Below are 19,792 nucleotides of genomic sequence, written 5' to 3' on the forward strand. Positions count from 1 at the left end.
AGCCTGAGTTATCAGGGGCCTATTTTGGCCTCCCATTCGGCTTTTTCAGCCCTGCCCTCCCTTGCCAGACGAAGCGATCTGCCTATGGTCTGATACACCTGCTTTTTCAGGCAGGCGCCATAAGCAGGGAGTTTCAATCCATTGGTCACGCCGCAGCCCGTTGATACAACACTGACTCAGGCCGCAGTTTTCCTCGTCCTGACACTGAACGAGGATGAGTCCGTTAATCCGCAGGTGGTGGACCTGCTTGCAGACCTCTCCTCCCTCGTGCGCGGAGTAGGCTTCCGCATTCCCGATGGCCGGCTGAGCTGCATTACCGGGATTGGCTCCCACGCGTGGGACCGCCTGTTCGGCCAGCCCTGCCCCAAGGAGCTGCACCCGTTTCAGGAAATCAACGGCGTGCATCACGCCCCTTCCACACCGGGCGATTTCCTCTTCCATATCCGCGCCACCCGCATGGATCTGTGCTTTGAACTGGCCGCCGCCATTGTCTCCCGGCTGGAAGGGGCCGCCGTGGTGATTGATGAGGTGCATGGCTTCAAATATTTCGACTCCCGTGACCTGCTTGGTTTTGTGGACGGCACGGAAAACCCGGAAGGTCAGGCTGCCAAAGTTGCAACCCTGATTGGCAATGAAGACCCTGACTTTGCAGGCGGCAGCTATGTAATTGTACAGAAATATCTGCATAACCTGAAGAAGTGGGACGCTATTCCCACTGAAGTTCAGGAACATATCATTGGCCGCAAGAAGGTTTCTGATATCGAGCTGCAGGACGCCGCCAAGCCCAGCTATGCGCATAATGTGCTGACCAATATTGAAGAAAATGGCCAGCAGCTTCAGATCGTGCGGGACAACATGCCGTTTGGAGAAGTGGGCAAAGGCGAGTTTGGCACCTACTTTATCGGCTATTCCTGCTCCCCGGCCCGCACGGAACAAATGCTGCAAAACATGTTTGTAGGGAAACCTGCCGGGAATTACGACAGGCTTCTCGATGTCAGCACCGCTGTCACCGGGACGCTGTTTTTTATCCCGACGTCAGACTTCCTCGATAACGCCGCCGATATGGCCAGCGACACTGCGGAACCTGCCCCCTCCGCACCGACCGATACACAAACGCCCGAGGCCGCCCCGCAGGATGGCTCTCTTGGCATTGGCTCCCTGAAGTAAGGACACGTACGATGAACAATCTGCATAAACATCTGGCTCCTGTCTCCAGCGCCGCCTGGGCGGAAATTGAGGAAGAAGCCGCCCGCACCATCCGCCGCAATCTGGCGGGCCGCCGCGTGGTGGATACGTCCGAACCCAAAGGCACCGCCTTTTCTGGCGTGGGCACGGGTCGGGCCACCGCCCTTGCCACGCCGGACGATGGTATTCGTGCGGTCAAGCGCGAAGTTCTGCCGCCGGTGGAAGTGCGCGTGCCCTTCACCCTCTCCCGCGAGGAGATTGACGCGGTAGAACGGGGCGCGCTGGATGCCGACTGGCAGCCGGTGAAAGATGCCGCGCAAAAAATTGCATTCTTTGAAGATCGCGCCATTTTCAATGGCTATGAAGCCGCTGGGATGGCCGGCATCCGTGGACGCAGCTCCAACGCCCATCTCAAACTACCCACATCTGCCAAGAACTATCCGGGTGTAGTAGCTGATGCACTGAGCAGCCTGCGCCTTGCGGGCGTGAATGGCCCCTATTCACTCGTTCTGGGTGCGCAGGCCTATCAGGCCGTGACAGGCGGTGGGGATGATGGCTATCCGATTATCAAGCACATTGAGAGCATGATTGACGGCAAGATCATCTGGGCACCGGCTATCGAGGGCGCGTTCCTTATCTCCATGCGCGGGGGTGATCTGGCGCTGGATATCGGGCAGGATTTCTCCATCGGTTATCTGAGCCACACAGCCACCACCGTGGAACTCTACCTGCAGGAAAGCTTCCTGTTCCGCGTTCTGACGGATGAAGCCACAGTCGTTATTGACTAAAAACCGTTTCGCCGTAGCCCCACCTGTGACAGCGGGGCTACGCGCAACACCCGGAAAGCAACTTTCCTACGCCTCCATCCGCCTTATACTTTAACGGCCCATATGCGGGTCCGTGCGGCTTGGTTTTCCATTTTCCATATGCCCGGCTAGCTGTATGAGCAGACTGCCATCATGCGCATCATACACACTCAGATCATACCAGTTGTCCGATGCTGGAAGCTGCCATGATGTTTCTGTTGCCGCCCCTGATGGCACCGTGACGGTATGCTTGAGATGGTTGTAACCATCCTCAATTCGCAGCATGCGGGCTGTCTGGCCGAGATTGCGCAAGGATAGAAAGACGCTGCTTTGGGCAGGGTCATAACGCAGGCTACAGTCCGGCATATCCTGACCATAAAACGCCCGAAAGAACCCGTTCGGCCCATGCACCGTTATCGGCTGGTCCGCTTTGGCCTCCAGAGGCACCGACAGGCTCTGGCCTGCTGCAAGCGTATAATGGCGGCCTGTCTGGCCGTTCCTGATGCGGAGCACAACGCCCTGCGTGCCCTCATTAGCAAGCTCCAACACTCCATTAGCCCGCCTGTTAGCATGCAGCACATAGGGCAGAGCGCGGGCCGGACGCTGCCCGGTTTCCTGCTTTGGCATAGTTTGCCGGGCAGGCACTATCGGTTTGGGCAAGGCGCAGGATTTGCGTGTGTCTGCCAGATAGGTGTCTGTGCGGGGCAGAGATGCTTCCCACTGGCGGTTCGTCTGCGCGAAGTCGAAGAGGGATGTCATATCCCCGCACACACTGCGTCGCCATGGTGTAATGTTGGGGCACTGTACGCCAAAACGTGCTTCCAGAAAACGCAAAACGGACGTGTGGTCGAAAACCTGTGAGTTGACCCACCCACCTTTGGTCCACGGAGAGATAACCAGAGCGGGCACGCGTGGCCCCAGTCCGACGGGCTGGTCGTAATAGCTTTCCCCATCAGTCGAAACCGTGCACATCCCCTGCTGCGCATGCAGCGCCGGAATTGGGGGCGGAACATGATCAAAAAAGCCGTCATTTTCATCATAATTCAGAATGAAAACCGTTTTAGCCCAGACATCCGGATGCCGAACAAATACATCCATCAGCTGGGAAATCAGATATTCGCCATAACCCGGCGGCGCGTTGGGATGTTCACTCAGGGCGATGGGCGGCACGATCCATGAGACCTGCGGCAGTGTGCCTTGCGCCACATCGCGCTCAAACGCGGCAATCAGATAACGTCCTTCTGTATCCTGCATGTCAGCAGGGCCAGAGCCGTCTACAATACTGCGCGCCCCACGATACGCCCACGTATCCTTCCCGACAGAGCGGAATGCCGCGAAAGACGCCAGAGGGTTATCACCAAAGTTGTCGTATTCCTGATACACTTTCCAGGACACACCTGCCTCCTGAAGTTTTTCAGGATAGGTCGTCCAGTCAAACGGCTTAAAATCGGCACGGTCATGCGCCATGTCGGCAGACCAGTTGCCGTCATCAACATTTTCTATGGCCTGCTTGCCGGCATTGCCCACAGCCAAGCCATTGGTGCCGGTGAAGAAATAGAGGCGGTTCGGATTTGTCGGCCCGAAAATGGACGCGTGATAGGCATCGCAGATCGTAAAAGCATCTGCCAGAGCGTAGTAATAAGGAATTTCCTGACGGGTAAAATGCCCCATGGTCATGGGCGTTTTATGCGGCACCCATGTATCCCAGTTATTCCATTCGGCCTGCGTATTTTTCCAGCTATGGTCCAGACTGGCCAGACAGGCGCTGGAAGTATGCGCTGTATTAAACAGGAAAGGCAGCACGTGGCCGCCTTTTCCGTCAGGCTGCGCGAAAATGCTTTTTCCATCAGACTGTTTTTCAGCCCGTGGATCTCCATAACCACGCACGCCTTGCAGACAGCCGAAGTAGTGATCGAAAGATCGGTTCTCCTGCATCAGGATAACCACATGCTCCACATCCCGAATGGTGCCGGTTGCCGCGTTGGGCGCCACGGCAAGCGCCCGCTTGAGGTTTTCCGGCAGGGCGGCCCCCGCTGTTGCAGCCGCACCAAACTTTAGAAACTGGCGACGATTAGGGGCACGAAGCATGGAATTATCCGTCACAGAAGACATAAAACAGAATGTAAAAAACGGTTTTAGAAATGCTTACGCACGGTAAAGAACACCATCCGCGGAGAACCTGCCTGAAGTGTTTGCAGGCTGCCGGTCGGGTCAGTCGGGCGGAAACCGGCACTCCCCACAGTCGCCACATAGCGTTTATTGAACAGGTTGGTCACGTTAATCTGCATGTCCAGACCGCGTAGTGCCCAGTTCTGGCTATGGAAGCGATAACCGACATTCAGGTTGAAGATGTCGTTCGGTTTGATCCACTGGTCGTTGGTATAAGTATAAGTCCGGCGGCCCTGATATTGCATGCCGAAATTACCCCAGATTGACCCATCATCGTAACTGATCTGAACGTTTGCCAGATTCCGCGGCATGGCCACCACGCTCTTGCCGCGCGTGTTGTAAGTGACGCCACCCGTTGTCAGATCATCATTATAAGTCGACTGGTTATAGGCGTAGGAGACATACAGGGACCAGTTATCGGTAAAGTGGTAGTTGAATGCAGCATCAATACCACGGGCTGTCACACCGCCACCATTGACCAGAATGCTGGGAATCCCCTGCACGTTGTTGGTTGCATTTGGAGTGATGGACAGAAGGCGGTTTTCAAATTCAATGTAATAGCCGGTCAGAGACGCCTGAATACGGCGGTTATGGAAGCGATACCCGATTTCCTCACTATAAGACATTTCCGGACGCAGAGAATTTTTCGTTGCGGCATAGGCCGCACTCGTCATGGCGAACGGGCTGGTTGCACCAGTAGAGGAGTTGTCAAAGGCCGCCATGTTTCTTGCAAAATCTGCAAAAATTTCATTATGCTTGTTAATACGGTAATTGGCACCAATCTGCGGCAGGAAGCCGTTGGCAGACGTAATGGAACCACCGGCATAGGTATTGGTCGCCACCGGCACGCCCATCTCGCTCCCTTCCAGCTGGCGGCCACGGTTATCCACCACCAGAGATTTGAAGCCATAATTCAGCTTCAGCGCCGGAGTAATCTGCCAGGTATCCTGCAAGTGGAACTGATAGGTTTTGGTATTGAATGCACTCTGCCACTGGGTTGCGAAGGAATTACCCCGGAACCAGTGAACGGAACTACCCGTATACCCGCTTTCGCTCAGCGGATAGAAGCGACGCGCCTGCTCAAAATCGTTATTTTCAAACCAGAAGCCACCCTCAATCGTATGATGACCAATTTCGTATGACAGGCTGCCAATAAAGCCTTCACGATGAATATCATATTCCGTGGTGCGCACCGAAAGCGGAGACCCACCCAGAGACTCAGGCGTTGGCGTGTAGGGGGTCGCGTAAATCCCTTCACCCGTATTGGTATGACCGTAAACGGTTGCGGAGCCTTTCAGGCGATCAGTCAGTTTGAAATCAAGCTTGCCATACCCAAGCACGTCTTCACGCAGACCCGCTGAGTTATAGTAGGACTGATCCTGATCCTTGATCCCTGCCGGAAAGGCTGTGCCGTTCTGGTAGGCTCTGGCGATATCTTTAGCCAGACCATAGTTATTGGTAATATTATCGAGCTTATAACCGATTGTGCGGATCTGCTCTTTTGAAATATCCTGATAATCATTTTCGGCGCGCTGGCTGTAATCTCCAAACAGCGTCAGCTTGACCTTATCACCCAGCGGTTGCACGAATTTGGCGTTAGCCTGCTGCTGCTGCTGAATCCCCTTGCCTTTCCACTTGTTGCCATCCTGATAATCATAAGACACATACAGGCGGCCACCACCGGGAAGCGTGCCGCTATTGACGCGCGCAAACGTGCGCCAGGTACCGTAGGAGCCGCCTGTAGCTGCCACATCCGCACCAAATTTTTCGGTCGGGTCGATAGATGTAAATTCGAGCGCGCCGCCAAGGTCATTAGAGGCCGCAACGCCTACGGAGCCAGCCCCCTGCGCCAGTGTCGCCGTTCCATTATTTTCTGTTTGCAGAGCACGACCAATAGAAAGGCCGTTATCATTCCCGTAGGCCAGATTGCCCAGCGGAATACCATCCATAGTGAAGCCAAGGCGGCTCTGGTCAAACCCACGGATAATGATCTGCTGGGACCATTCATAAGATCCCAGCGCATCGGATGACGTAAACATGACGCCCGGCAGTTTAGACAGGGTCTTCAGGGGGCTGGTGCCGGGAGCCACCTGTTGCAAAGCCATATGGGAGAGCTTTTGCGTCTCACGGGCAGCCCCCGCACCCATGACAACAATGGACTCAGCTTTATCATCCTGCGTGGATGCCACTTTTACCTTTTGGGGAGCTTGTGCGGTTTTGCTTTTGGCTGCCGGTTTGGTGCTTGCCTGCTCAACCTTTCCGGGCTGGGTGGTGGCTGAGACAGTTTCAGCCCTGGCATAATGAAACAGTAAGGAACTCATACATGTTGTCAGAAGCAGCAGTTTGTTCTGTTTCATACAGCGCGATCCCTCATGCCGAGGCTCCCAATAGGGGGTTAGATAACGCTGCGCAGCCTATCGTCTTGTTTTGGTGTGTGTGTTGTAGTTTGATGACGTTACAATGACAGTTTGATGTCACATATTCGAAATAAAAGTAGAAAGATTTTCAACAGTCTGGGCTTATGAAATAGCGAGTTGTATGGCGGCATCCTGCCTGACTGTAAAACTCTATACCGGCCGCTATTTAAAATAGTTTTTATAACCGAAGTTTTACAAATTCAGTCTCTTTTAAGAAAATACGTATAGGCCTGATGCGACAGTGTATTCAGCACTTTGATACCCGCCTGCTCATCCGGCAGGTCAGATGTCAGCACCACCAGAATATAGCGTTTGCCATCTGGCAGGGTGACAATGGCGGCATCATTCCGCACGCCATCAACCCAGCCGGTTTTGTGTGCCACGGGTGTGCCTGCAGGCAGGCCGGGGGGAATGATGTCATTAAATTTCTGCCCCAGCATAATCTGGATCATGCTCTGGCTTTGCGCCTTACCCACAATCTGACCGCTATCCAGCTTTTGCAGAAAGTCGCCTAACCCGCGCGCTGACACCCGGTTCCGAATTCCCTGATCGTTGGCATCAAAATCTTCAATCATGCGACCAAAGACGATGCCGTTAAGGCTCTGAGCTTTCACGACCGAGCGGATGGGCAACACCCCCAGCTTTTCAATCAGCAGGTTGGTTGCCAGATTACTGCTATACTGGATCATCACGCGCAGAAGTTCTGAAACCGGCACCGGCTTGCCTGCCTGCGCGTAAAGAGGGTCATAAGAATCCTCTTTCTGCTCGAGCGCAAAGCTCCCCTTCCCCACCAGAGAATGAAAATGGTTGTGGACTGTAATGGTGTCCTCTGGGCGCAAGGTACCTTTTGTAAAGGCTTCATAGGCTGCATCCAGCACAAACAGCTTGATGGTGCTGGCCGCATTAATCAGATCATCACAGTTCAGGCACACATCTGGCGCCTGACCACTGCGCGCCGCATAAACCGCAAAGTGCCCCGGCTGCTTCGTGACAGTTTTCGCCATGATCTGCGCCAGCGGCTCTGTAGCCGCAGGAGAAGCCGCGCTGGCCAGAGGAGACTGCAGGACGACTCCGGCTAAAAACGCTTTTGTCAGAACGATGGAAATTCTCCGCGCCTTCATCATCTTTTTCCTATTTGGTCTGTCATACACCATACCGTGCTGCCTATAAGCGTTTTAGGACGATACCCTTTCTGATCAGGGCTTATGAGACGTCAGCGTGCGACCAAAGAACGTATCCATCCACATATAGGCCGTCAGCCAGTCCTGCATGCGCAGAAAGGTGTGACGCTCATTGGGAAAGGAATGTTCCTCATACGGCACACCCTGCTCTGACAGCAGTTTTGCCAGAAGGGTCGATTGCTCAAATTCCACGTTATAATCATCATCCCCATGCACCAGAAGAACCGGCGCGTGCCAGTGGGCAATATCCGCCGCGGGAGAGGACTGCCATTCCACTTCATGCGCCTTTCTGTTCTCCTCAGGAGAAAGGCCATATGTGTCAGGGTCGATCATATCATGCACGCCATGAAAATCAGCGCCGGCAGCAAAAACATCACTGTTGCGAGCCAGAGCGAGTGCAGTCAGATAGCCGCCCCAACTTCCACCCCAGATGCCGATACGGGCGGGATCAATATCCGCTCTGGTTTTGAGATACGTGGCAGCAGCAAAGACATCCCGATATTCACTGGCTCCACGTCCGCCGGTTTCAGGAGCATTCCGAAAGGCTTCGCCGTAGCCTGTCCCGCTCCGGTAATTGACGGACAGAACAACATAACCTTGCGCCGCCAAGGTCTGGTTCATGGCATAAGCGTTGGAATAATAATCCATACCATTAAAGGCCGGGAGCGTCTGGCGGTGTGGCCCTCCATGCACAAACACCAGTGCAGGTCGCAGTGTTTTGGTATTGCCCTCCGGAACAAAAAGCTGTCCATGCACCTCCACGCCATCTGCGCTGTGGAATACAACCACTTGCGGCGTCACAAAATGCACATCTGACGGCGCTTGCGGAGAAACAAGCGGGGTGCTTGCGTCCTCTGGCCCGACCACCACCGGATGCGCTGTCTGTGTGATATTGGCGGCGATCACGCCCACCTTTCCTCCGGCTACAGCAAGGTCTGTTTCCATATCCTCAGTGTGGGTCAAACGCTGGGGAGAAGACCCATCCAGAGCCTGCCGCCATGCATGCCAGGAATCCACATTGCCGACATTGCTCGTGTAAAAAAGCGTCTTGCGATCCTGAGATAACCGATAGGCTGAGACTTCCGCCTTATCTGGCGTCAGACAGGTCGGGATCCCTGTGCCGGATGCAGCCACGGTACAAACCCGCATCCAGCCGCTTCCTTCCCACGGGAAGAGCAGATGGGCGTTATCAGACCACAGCAGGCTGCTTCCCTCAGGCACAGCAAACCGTGCACCCGTCCCGGCAGGAGGTGTCCACACCACATGGTCCGTATTACTGGCCAGATCATAAACATGCAGAGACCAGAAGGATCCTTTTTCAGTCTTCTTATCAGTCAGCGGCCTGTGCTCCCGCACAAACGCCACAGAATGACCATCCGGAGAAAATGTCGGCAGACTATCTTGCCCCAGCGCTGGGGCAAGAAATGTCATGATCGCCGTTTTGACGTGCCATAACCCGATGAGCGCATGGCTGCCCCTGTCCAGCGTGAAGATCAGCGCCGAGCCATCTGGTGCCCATTGCAGGGACGTCAGGCTCCCCGGCACGCTCATGACCTCTTTTGCCACCTTGCCAACGGGGGCCAGAAACAGAGAGCCTTTGCGCGAGAACGCCAGCGTCGCCCCATCTGGAGAGAAAGTGGGATTCCAGCCTTCCCCTATCCGCATCTGCCTGCCACTTTCCAGAACTACATTCACACTCTGATGCGTTCCTGTTTCTGAAAGGTTCGGGTTAGGAGAAGAGGCATCCGGAAATTCCGGGTCGCCTCCCTCCACGTAGGCCAGCGTCTTGCCGTTGGGGGAAAGCGCCACACCCCATAAATTGGTTCCGTCATCCTGCGTAAAATGCGTCAGGGCTTTTGGTGTACCTGCCGCATCCGCTGCCAGAATATTCCGCACACCATTGCGTTTTTCCACCCACGCAAACCGCTTCGCGTTGCTGGCGCCGACCAGATTTGTGGCAAACGGCATGGACAGAAGTGCTGCGATCTGATGGCGGGCTCCGGCCTCATCAAGCGGCGCAGCACTTGCCAGAGAGGCAGAGTATAAACCACCAGTAAGAAGGGCTGCGGCAAAGGCAGAACGGATCATCATAATTATTTTCCCGCCAGATTTGTGAAAATTTCTTCTTCTACTCTGGAGAAAGAAGAATACTGCCCGGGTTTCTCCTGCTCATAGTCAGGGTAGCCGTCTGCGGCAAACAGATAGGCCTCTCCGTTTTGCGGATTATACCAGAAGCCGGAATGGAGGCCGTAAGCCTCCCCCAGATGGCCACGCAGGCCGCCCTGATAGCCAATATAGGGGATGGCGGGCTTTCCATTGGTGTCTTTTGTGCCTGTCAGCGTGAACAGGCTCAGGCCATAGGTGCTGAGCGGGTACGGGCAGACGCCATTCTTGCCATTAAATGTCCAGGTGGGTGTTTCCATCGCCTCAATGCTTTGCGGAGCCAGAAGCCTGACACCATCAAGCATGCCGCGCTGGATCATGAATTGTGCCAGACGTGTGAGCCCCTGCAAAGAAATACGGAGCCCACCCTGTGGAGAAAATACGCTTCCATTACTGCCAATTTTGTAGGACGCCAAATCCTCTTTGCTCCAGCCTTTAAGAGGCTGGCCATCAACTGCTGCCTCATAACCTGAGGGCACATGCTGATAAAGCGTGGCCAGACGCTCCGGATGCTCCAGCTCCGCGACGTTATAGCCACCGTCAATTTTCAACGGTTCCAGAACATGGTGCTTCTGATAGCGGTCAAACCGCTCCCCGCTGACCCGCTCGATGATGGTACCGACAAGCCCGTAGCACAGGTTGCAATAGGTAAAATATGTTCCGGGTTCGTGGCTATCATGAAAAGAGAAATGATAGTCCTGGCTCCCGGGTTTATGACTTTCATCAAAAAAATCACGCATAGCCTTGCCCGGCGGCAGGACATACACATCGCCATCCCGAAGGGTGGAGGTATGGTTTAAAAGCATCCGAACGGTAATGGGCGTTGTGGGAAAATCCGGATTGCGCAAAGGAAAACCGAGATACTCCGAGACGTCATGATTGAGATTGATCTTGCCCTGCTCAACCAGTTCCATCAGCCCGATAGTGGTCACCACCTTGGAGATGGACGCAATACGAAAGAGAGTTTCTTGCTTAACCGGAACAGTTTGGGCGCCATCACGCCGCGCAAACCCGCCATAATACTGGTAAACAGGCTGACCGTGTTCCAGCTTGACGGCAGCGAGTGCTGCCAGAGGCTGACTTTCACCGTGCGTTAACACGGCATCCATTTTTTTATCGGTCGCGGTTTGCGCCAGAGCTGTTGTGCTGAAAAACGCCAGAGCCAGAGCGGAACAGACTTTAAATTTCATAGCGTTTTTCCTTTTGGATACAAGACAGCATGATGTCTGGCTGCGGCCTGAACGGCTTTTGCAGAAAACGGAAGGGGCTGCATAGCGCCCTTAAGCCAGAGTTGCAGAACATCCGCATAATGCCCGCTGTCCGGCAACGCAGACTGACCGGGGAAGTTAAGGAACAGCGAGTTGTCCCACCCCCCGACATCACACACCATCAGATAACTGGCCCCGCCTGTTACAGCATACGGATTATGGCCCTGCGCAAGCGCTGTTTCTGATACGTCCGGATTATACCAGCGCGCCATGACCGTGTATGGGTCTCCCCCACTCCGGGCCGTTTCTCCCCCTATGGGCAGAAACGCTTCTGCTACCGCTTTTACGCCATGGAGCGGGTGACGAAGCTGCACGGTATGCAGACTGCCCCACTGCCATGCCGCTGCCACCGGCCCCAGACGGTCACGCAACTCTTCCACGGCCTGCTGAAACGCTTTGACAAGCAGGGCATCACGCTGCGCCTCGGGCTTTTGCAGGAGAGCCAGAAGAACAGACGCATTGAGCGGTTGAGGCAAAAGAGCACGCAATTTTTCCGGCACCAAAGCCTGATAGAATAGAGTATTCAGCCGGGTCCACCACACCTCATACAACGCGGCGGCAGCACTTGTCGCCTCTACGCGCCCATCCCAGCGGCGCAGCAACGCGGCTTCTGCCTGCACGGACGCAGGCACTTCCGGCAGAAGTTGCACCACGGACAAAGCCAGATGAGAGAGCGTATCATGCTGCAACGCCACGCTATCCGCTACTGTGGCATGCGGAGAGGCCTGAAGGACTTCTGCAACACGCTCGTAACGGTAAGGATCTTTCCATTCGTAACTGACGCAGCGTTCCTCATATGGATAATCCGAGGGCAGATTGAGTTCGTTAGAGGTGCCAAACCAGCCACGGGCGGGATTGAAACTGTTAGGAAGCACATCCAGCGGCTGGAGGCCCTTCCAGTCATACCGCCCATCACCCGGCGCTGGCAGCAGGCCATCATAGCCGTTGCGGCGTTCCGGCAGTCCGCCTGCGGCCTGCCAGCCGATATTTCCAGCGGTATCCGCATAGGTGAAATTTGTTGGACTGGTATGGAGTTTCAGAGCTTTTCGGAAACTATCCCAGTCGCTGGCAAGATTGATGCCGATATTGGCGAGCATGCCGTTCGCACCCGGATAGAGCCATGTGGCGGAAACTGCCACTGCCCTGTTTCGCGCAGCATCGGCGGAAACAACCGGCCCCTGTGCTGCATAACGCAGGGTGACGTTTTGCGCAGGCCCACCGCGCACAGCAATGGAGATCTCCTCATGCTCCATTTCCACCCAGCGCCCGTTATGAAAATAGCGGTCAGGATGGTTGGGATGCGTGCGCAGGATGAACAGATCTTCCTGATCGATATGAAAATTGGTGCGCCCAAAAGCAAAATGCGCGTTATGGCCCTGCATGACGCCCGGCATACCCGGTGCCCCGCCGCCAATAACATCCAGCCCCGGCGCTGTCAGATGGATGACATGACGCGGGCCGGGTGAGCCGAAACTGAGATGCGGGTCATTCGCCAGAATGGGCCGAGCAGTGGCCGTGCGCGTAGGCGCAATGACCCACGCATTACTACCCTCATTGGCGCGCCGGTGGTCGCCCTCACTGGGTGACTGCACCGCATGGAGGCCGGAAAGAGAGGGGCCATCTTGCAAAACACCAAACAGGCCCAGATCCTGCTCCGTAACAGCATGCACATCCAGCCCATCCGGCACCCTAAGCGTATGGGCAGGGCGTAAGGGCTGGATCAGCGCGTCATAGGCCAGTGCGTCCTGCGCCGCCAGTTGTGCGCGGCGGATTTCGGCTTTGGTATTCCCCGTTGCTTCCGCCCGGATACGCACCAGATCCAGAACATCCCACTCAAGAGGATGGTAGGAAAAAATATCGAATTCTTCCGGTAGTTTTTCTTCACCCGCGTTTATGTGGGCAAGATAGGCGTTGATCCCCACCACATAGGAACGGGCGCAAGCCTGCACGGTGGGCGGCAACGCTGCAAACTCTGCCTGTGCATCACCCCGGAACAAGAACAGTCTGCTTGCCGTATCTGACGGCACACAATCAGGCCCGTAAACTTCCGCCAGTCTGCCCAGAGCCCGACGATATTCAAAATCGAGCTGCCACAACCTGTCCCGCGCAATCAGGTAGCCATTTGCAAAAAACGCATCCGGCACAGAAGCGGCCCGCACATGCGGCACGCCCCACTGGTCCTCCAGCACCTCGACCGGTGCATCCAGCCCCATCAAACTGGAAGCTGCACCTTTCCTAGCCAGAGCGCGGAAGCTAAGCCCTGCCAACCCGGCAGCAGCACCCCCAAGCAAAACATGACGGCGGGTGAGCAGGGAGGCGTGTCTCATCTTACGGCTGCATCTCTTCAACAAGGTCCCGAATGGTCAGGGCGGACCCGCAGGAAAGCGTGAACCCCAAAGCCCCATGACCGACATTGAGCAGCAGGTTACGCCATTGCGTCCGCTCCACCAAAGGCACCCCTGTAGGCGTGGCAGGCCGCATCCCTGCCCATGTGTCAGCGGACGCGTAAGGCCCGGCGGCCGGCAACGTTTCCTCTGCCAGATGTTTCAGCGAGGCGATGCGGCGCGGATCAGGCAAGGCATTCAGCGCGCCAATATCGACCATGGCGGCAATACGCAGCCGATCGCCCAGACGGGCATACACAACGCGGTTGTCATAATCTGTGACACTTACATCAGGCAGCACGGCCGGATCTGCCTCCACGGTCAGACTGTAGCCTTTCAGCCCGTAGAGAGGCAGTCTTTGACCCAGTGGCTGCATCAGATCACGGGAGGCCAGTCCTGCCGCCAGAACCACAAGGTCTGTCTGCCACACCGCCCCGTTGATCCGTACCCGGCACCGGCCGCTCTGGTCATCCTCAAGTGTGCCATCGCCTTTTACAAGCTGAAAATCTTTGCTCTGTTGAAGGGATTTGAGAAGCGCCTGACAGAACAGATAGCAATCCGCCACCTCATCATCGGGAGAAAAAATACCGCCTGCCAGTGTGGGCGCAAGACCCGCAAAAGCTGGTTCTACCTGCGCACATTCCGCCGGGGTCAGAACCTGTTCCTGCTGCGGGTTACTGATAGATTTGGCTGCTTTGGAAAACTTGTGTGCGTTCCGATACACAACCAGCTTGCCGGGCTTCCGCCACAAAAAGTCATCCAGCCCGTCCTGCCGCCACTGGTTTAAAGCCTGTTGCCCCTGCAGGGCGAGCGCCAAAAGCCTGGCTGCGTTGGCCTTGTTGGTTCTGGCATTGCAGGCCAGTAGAAAATCCGCCAGCCATCGCCACAGCTTCCAATCGAGCCGAAGCCTGAGAGAAATGGGAGAGTCGGGCTGAAGCATCCATGAGAGCGCTTCCAGCGGAATTCCGGCATCCGCCAGGGGCCGCACATAGCGGTAGCTCAGCTGGCCGCCGTTGCCAAAACTGGCCTGCTCACCAACATGGTCTTCCCGCTCTACCAGCGTCACGCTGTGTCCAGCCTGAATGAGCGCATAAGCGGTTGTCAGGCCAATAACGCCGCCACCCACTACCGTGATTGTCCGCTTTGCAGGCATAAAAACCACCGATCCCTTATGATCATGATGAGCCCGCTCAAACATGCGCATGCCATGTTCCGGGATCTTCTCAGAAGAAAATCTAAAAACAGATCCCCCGGCATGCCATTTAAAAAATGCCTGCCCCCCTTAACCTCAGGTTAAGTCCCATCGGACAGTCCTTCCCCTATGGCCCAGCCTCCGGCAAACCCAGAGCCTCCCCGACTGCCGTTGCCACATCATGCCGCAGATGCACCACACTGTGTCCTCCATTGGGATGGACACGATTGGTCAGAATAAAAACGTAGCAATCATGATCAGGGTCAATCCACAGTGACGTGCCTGTAAACCCGGTATGGCCAAAGGAATGATGGGACAACCGCTCTCCTCTTGGGGAGGCATAGGGCGAGGCGATATCCCACCCGAAACCACGCAGGCTACTTTGTCCTGCTGGCTGCTGGGGTGTTGTCATCATCAACAGCGTTGCGCGACTGAGAGGAAATGCGCTGGGTCGCCCGGTCCGTTTGTCCAGCAAGGCCTGTGCGTAACGGGCCAAATCTTCCGCCGTAGAAAACAGGCCAGCATTCCCCGCAACGCCGTTCATGCGGCGGGCTGTGGGGTCATGCACTATACCGCGTAACATCGTGCCGTGTTCATCATACTGCGTGGGGGCAATACGCGCCTGTTCGCTGACGGGCGGCAGGAAGCCTGATTGCGTCATACCAAGCGGGCTGAGAATGGTATTCTGCGCGTACACATCCAGTGTCTGGCCTGTCAGTTTTTCAACCAGAAGACCAAGGGCAATAAAATTAAGATCACTGTAAATAAAGCCGCTGCCCGGCGCGATTTTTGGAACAGCCCGCATGATACGGTCCGTTGCGGCTGTCTTCCCCCACCAGTCCGGCGTACGGGGCAGATCGGGCTGCAGTCCGGAAAAATGCGTGAGCAGCAGCCGGATTGTAATCTGCCCTTTGCCTGCGGCAGCAAACTGCGGAAGGTAACGGACTACAGGCGCATCAACATCAACCAGCCCTTTTTCCGCAAGCTGCATGACGGCCAGCGCGGTGATCATTGGTTTGGTGAGGGAGGCCATGTCAAACACGGTATCCCAGGTCATGGCCTCATGCGTTGGCACAAGGCTGCGCGCACCAAAGACGCCACGATGAATCAGCCGCCCGTGCTGGCCCACACCCCAGACCGCGCCGGGGCACTCCCCTTTGCTGATCGCCTGCCGGATCAGCGCATCCGCTTTTGCAAACCTGTCAGTGTCACGCGACGGCATCTGGCAGGCGGACAGGCCGGCCTGTGCAAGCAGAAGCGACGATCCCTGCAAAAAACTCCTACGAGAAAAAGCAGGGAACCGAACTGTCATTGAGTGGAAACCTTGAGCGGGTGCAGATCCTGCGCATCAAAGCTGAAATCAGACCCGACCACCTGCATATGGAACCCCGTGACCTTGCCGGATGTATTGCGCTCAAACTGCACGTAACTGTCGTCCTCTGCATCCTCTGCACGGTTCTGCCATTTTGCGACAAACAGATCATGCGGCAAGGCGGACAAGGTGCCGGCCAGACCATCAGCCTTCCCAAACGTCATGACCAGATCATTACCTTTAAGGGATAGGCGGATGTCTCCGCGCCATGCATCATGATAAACGCCGACATAATCTTTTAGATCAGACACCGGAAGAGCGATAAAGGGTCGCGCGGGTGAGCCCGGCCCGGTGGTGGACGCTTCCTTTGCCGCCTTGTCCTCTGCCTTTTTAGTCTCATCCTGCCAGTATGTGATCCAGTCTGCACTTTTTCCGGTGGCTATAAGGGAACTCATAGTCAGGGCAATGGAAGCGGTTGCGGAGTTCGCATAATGGTTGGTGAGCACGACCAGACCGCTATTCTTCTCTGGGAGCATGGAGACATAACTGACCATGCCGCTGATAGTCCCTGTGTGCCACACACGTTTCAGGCCGTAAAAATCCTCCATAAACCAGCCATAGCCGTAAGCGCGGAAGTGGCTTTGCGTTTTAGCGGCGCTGTCGGGCACCGGAATAAGCGCTGAAGGCGCCCAGAGTGCATCACGCTGAGCGAGGCTGATAATTTTGCGGCCCTCCACGGTCTTGCCGCCATTCAGAAGCGTCTGCACCCAACGGTTCATGCCGTTTACGCTGCACCACACACCACCTGCGGGTGCCACGGCGACCGGTTCCAGCGTGGCTCGGTCCGGCAGAACGCCATCACTGCCCTGCCCTGCGGCAACATCCATCTGCCCCTTAACCGGGAATGTGCTCTGGCACGCCGGGAGACCTGCCGCATCAATCAGATGCGTCTGAACGTAATGCTCCCATGTCTGTCCAGAGATTTTTTCTACCAGCGCTCCGGCCACGACATAGAGCAGGTTGTTATAAGCATAGTCCGCCCGGAACCGGCCCGTAAACGGCATGTAGGGGAGACCAGCCAGAACATCCTTACGGGTGAAAGTGCTATGGGAGAACAGCATCATATCGCCTGCCCCCAGCCCCATGCCACTATGATGGGTCAACAGGTCACTCACACGGAACTCGCGTGTAATCCAGGGGTCAGAGACCTTGAACTCGGGCATGACATCAATGACCCGGTCGGTCCATTTCAGCTTACCCTCATCCACAAGTGTTGCCAGAGCGGTCGCCGTAAATTCCTTACTGTTGGAGCCAATGGCGAAGAGGGTGTTGGGATCCACCTTCCCGCTTTTTTCATTATCTTCCCTGCGCCCATACCCTTTTGCAAAAACGATTTTACCGTCATGGATCACCCCAACGGCAATACCCGGCACATCAAAAGCCTTCTGCGCTCTGCTGACAACATCATCAATCTTCTGCTCTGTCAGACCATCAGGCAAAGCAGGTGTTGCAGCCTGAACTGATGTGCCACTCAGCGCCATCAACAGCGCAGCCAGCGTGCCACACTGCATAGCGATGTTTGCACGCTGTTTCATTCTGGTGTGGTGCTGTCGCAGTGTGGGGAAGACGCTTGAATGAAACATGAAAAGCTAGAGCCTTAGAAAGATTTTTTACGACACGCGCCATAAAACGGCAGGAAGACAACCATACGGAGAGAGCGGGGAGGATGCATCTTCTCGTCCGATCACCACGTAAATACGATATCGGAATGATCAGAAGAAAAGCGGGATCTGTCTATGTCAAAAATATCATGACCCATTAGCCAATGGTTAAGGGATACCGTTGCCGTTACAGAGCTGGCAGGCCGGCAAGATCTTTCTGAATTTCTTCTTTAAGGAGTTCTAAAATATCACGTGAAATATGTGAAAGTGCATAATCAGCACGAAAGAGAACCGTGCAGGAAATGCCCAGAGGGGGCTTGAGCGGAAGCGGCACAGGCAGACCCGGATGATGCAAAGCCGTCAACCCGTCCACAATAGCGCAGCCACCGCCAAGCCGGACCAGTTCCGCTGCCATATAATGTGTACGCACCCGCACGACTGGCACGGTCGAAAGGCCAGCCTCTTCCCACACCATATCCAGAAGGCGGGCAGTAGGATCATTCTCGCTCAGGCCAATATAGCGGGCGGGATTAATGGTTTCCAACGCGACCGGGCCTGCAACCGTCTCCTGATCAATTAGCACCAGAGGGACGTCCGCAATATGGCTGGCCGTGAGCCCCTGCTTTTCATACGTCCCAAACACAATCCCCAGATCAAGATCATGATTGAGAATGCGTGAGACAATTTCCGGCCCATGCAGGGTATCGATTGTCAGCTCGTTTCCCGGATGGGCAGCGTGATAGCGCTGAATGACCCGCGGTACCACGCTCAGCCCCAGACTTGGCACACAGCCGATGCTGATGGCGTGTCCATCCCGCGCATAACGCAGGTTTTCCGTTAATCTTTTCAGATCAGAAATTTTCTCAAAGATCGTGTTCACATGGGGCAGCATGATCCGCGCTTCCCGCGTGGGCACCAGCCTCCCGCCCGTGCGCTCAAACAGCGCAAACCCTAAAGACTGCTCTGCATAGCGCAGCACCTTGCTGGCGGCGGGCTGGGAGACATGCAGAAGCTCGGCAGCACGACGCAAAGAGCCCGTGGACATGATCGCATAGAAAACTTCGATCTGACGTAAACGCATAACGAGCGTTTCACCCTTCCTGCTCTATTGTGCTGGTGTCATTCTGTCATAACAGAATGTTAAAGCATCACAACAAGTTTGAAGGACACATTATTCGTTACCATCACTACCTGAGTTTGCTTTTCGCGATACGGATGGAAGGAAGTGACTTACGAGGAAGAGGAGTCCCCCCGCAATACTCTTCGCTCTCTTATGCATGCGCGTATGCCTCTGGAGGCTTTCACCAAATCACTCTGTGCCTAGTAGAGAGCCTCTTTCTTACCGTAAGTTATTGTCCTTGGTGATGCAGCCGGATCAGGAGGCAGTGAGGCAGTGGGGCAGTGGGGCAGTATTTCTGCGCTGCATCTTGCTCGTTTCAAGCCTGAATTTTTCATGTTGTTGACCAATCGGGCCCAGCTTTGAAGCATAGCCTACGTCGCCTACAGCAGGCCTACGTGTGTTTTGGCCTTAACCAAAGCGCTATTTCCCGCCTGCATTTCTGCATCGGGTTAGGGTTTGGATTTCTTTGTAGGGGATATGGTTGCGGGGGCCTGCTTCCCCTGCTGTCATAAGCCGACTTTCCTTTTTGCCGCTGACGTCATTTGCAACGTCGAGAATACCCATCAGCTCGCCGCGTAATGTAATATGAACTTCTCCCCGCTTCTCGCCTGGGGTGAAAACAATTCCTCCGATAAGGGAGCGTAAAGCTTCGGTTGCTTCCTTGCCGCCGTCCGGATCGTCCAGCGCCTCGGTGAACCGCTCCACGTTCCGCCGATAGTGACTGGCAATATCCGGATGCACATTGGGAACATCAGGTGGGGCTTCACGCAGGCGAGCCACTATGTCCGCCTTCTGCCCCTCAAGGCTGACCAGTCGTGTTTTCATCGAAGGCTGATACATCCCGTCCTCAATTGCCGCCATAATTCCGGCAATGCCTCGCTCGACCTTCCCGAGCGCCTTACGATCAGCAGCACTCTGCACACGCCATGTCTGG

The 19,792-nt window shown here is 55.5% G+C and carries 12 protein-coding genes and 1 pseudogene; 2 read left to right on the plus strand and 11 right to left on the minus strand.

Features of this window, described 5'->3' with window-relative positions; translation table 11 throughout:
• Positions 1-141: 141 nt before the first annotated feature.
• Positions 142-1,167, plus strand: coding sequence for a Dyp-type peroxidase (locus KP703_RS07735; protein ID WP_215754380.1), 1,026 nt, complete (start codon positions 142-144; stop codon positions 1,165-1,167).
• Positions 1,168-1,178: 11 nt separating this feature from the next.
• Entirely contained in the window at positions 1,179-1,973 is a 795-nt protein-coding gene (locus KP703_RS07740; protein WP_062143148.1) for a family 1 encapsulin nanocompartment shell protein, read from the plus strand.
• Positions 1,974-2,063: 90 nt separating this feature from the next.
• On the opposite strand, the gene KP703_RS07745 is transcribed toward KP703_RS07740, so the two are convergent.
• The 11 genes and pseudogenes from KP703_RS07745 to KP703_RS07795 form a co-directional block, all read right to left on the minus strand.
• Complete coding sequence (locus KP703_RS07745) at positions 2,064-4,079, minus strand: phosphocholine-specific phospholipase C (RefSeq protein WP_252353908.1); 2,016 nt, start codon at positions 4,077-4,079, stop codon at positions 2,064-2,066.
• A 47-nt stretch (positions 4,080-4,126) separates the two neighbouring features.
• Positions 4,127-6,517 carry a TonB-dependent receptor gene (locus tag KP703_RS07750; protein ID WP_252353909.1) on the minus strand — a complete coding sequence of 797 codons (2,391 nt, stop codon included), beginning with the start codon at positions 6,515-6,517 and terminating at the stop codon, positions 4,127-4,129.
• Positions 6,518-6,777: 260 nt separating this feature from the next.
• The gene (locus tag KP703_RS07755; RefSeq protein WP_215754382.1) at positions 6,778-7,701 is read right to left on the minus strand and encodes a serine hydrolase; all 924 of its coding nucleotides are present in this window, start codon (positions 7,699-7,701) and stop codon (positions 6,778-6,780) included.
• Positions 7,702-7,773: 72 nt separating this feature from the next.
• Positions 7,774-9,849, minus strand: coding sequence for an alpha/beta fold hydrolase (locus KP703_RS07760; RefSeq protein ID WP_215754383.1), 2,076 nt, complete (start codon positions 9,847-9,849; stop codon positions 7,774-7,776).
• A gap of 2 nt (positions 9,850-9,851) precedes the next feature.
• Positions 9,852-11,111, minus strand: a complete 1,260-nt coding sequence (locus KP703_RS07765; RefSeq protein WP_215754384.1) for a serine hydrolase — start codon at positions 11,109-11,111, stop codon at positions 9,852-9,854.
• Positions 11,108-13,516, minus strand: a complete 2,409-nt coding sequence (locus KP703_RS07770; protein ID WP_215754385.1) for a penicillin acylase family protein — start codon at positions 13,514-13,516, stop codon at positions 11,108-11,110. Before KP703_RS07770 ends, KP703_RS07765 begins: the two co-directional genes overlap by 4 nt.
• A gap of 1 nt (position 13,517) precedes the next feature.
• Complete coding sequence (locus tag KP703_RS07775) at positions 13,518-14,777, minus strand: FAD-dependent oxidoreductase (protein WP_306789689.1); 1,260 nt, start codon at positions 14,775-14,777, stop codon at positions 13,518-13,520.
• Positions 14,778-14,892: 115 nt separating this feature from the next.
• Positions 14,893-16,077 (minus strand): serine hydrolase, encoded by a 1,185-nt coding sequence (locus KP703_RS07780; protein WP_215754387.1) that lies wholly within the window; start codon positions 16,075-16,077, stop codon positions 14,893-14,895.
• A complete protein-coding gene (locus KP703_RS07785) occupies positions 16,074-17,672 on the minus strand; it encodes a serine hydrolase (RefSeq protein ID WP_252353911.1) in 1,599 nt (532 codons plus the stop codon). The genes KP703_RS07780 and KP703_RS07785 overlap by 4 nt, the downstream gene beginning before the upstream one ends.
• A 253-nt stretch (positions 17,673-17,925) precedes the next feature.
• Complete coding sequence (locus KP703_RS07790; protein WP_215754388.1) at positions 17,926-18,819, minus strand: LysR family transcriptional regulator; 894 nt, start codon at positions 18,817-18,819, stop codon at positions 17,926-17,928.
• 459 nt (positions 18,820-19,278) lie between these two features.
• A pseudogene (locus KP703_RS07795) lies at positions 19,279-19,792 on the minus strand (hypothetical protein); the annotation flags it as partial.

This window comes from Acetobacter sp. P5B1 (assembly GCF_018811985.1).
In the GTDB taxonomy this organism is placed as follows: domain Bacteria; phylum Pseudomonadota; class Alphaproteobacteria; order Acetobacterales; family Acetobacteraceae; genus Acetobacter; species Acetobacter cerevisiae.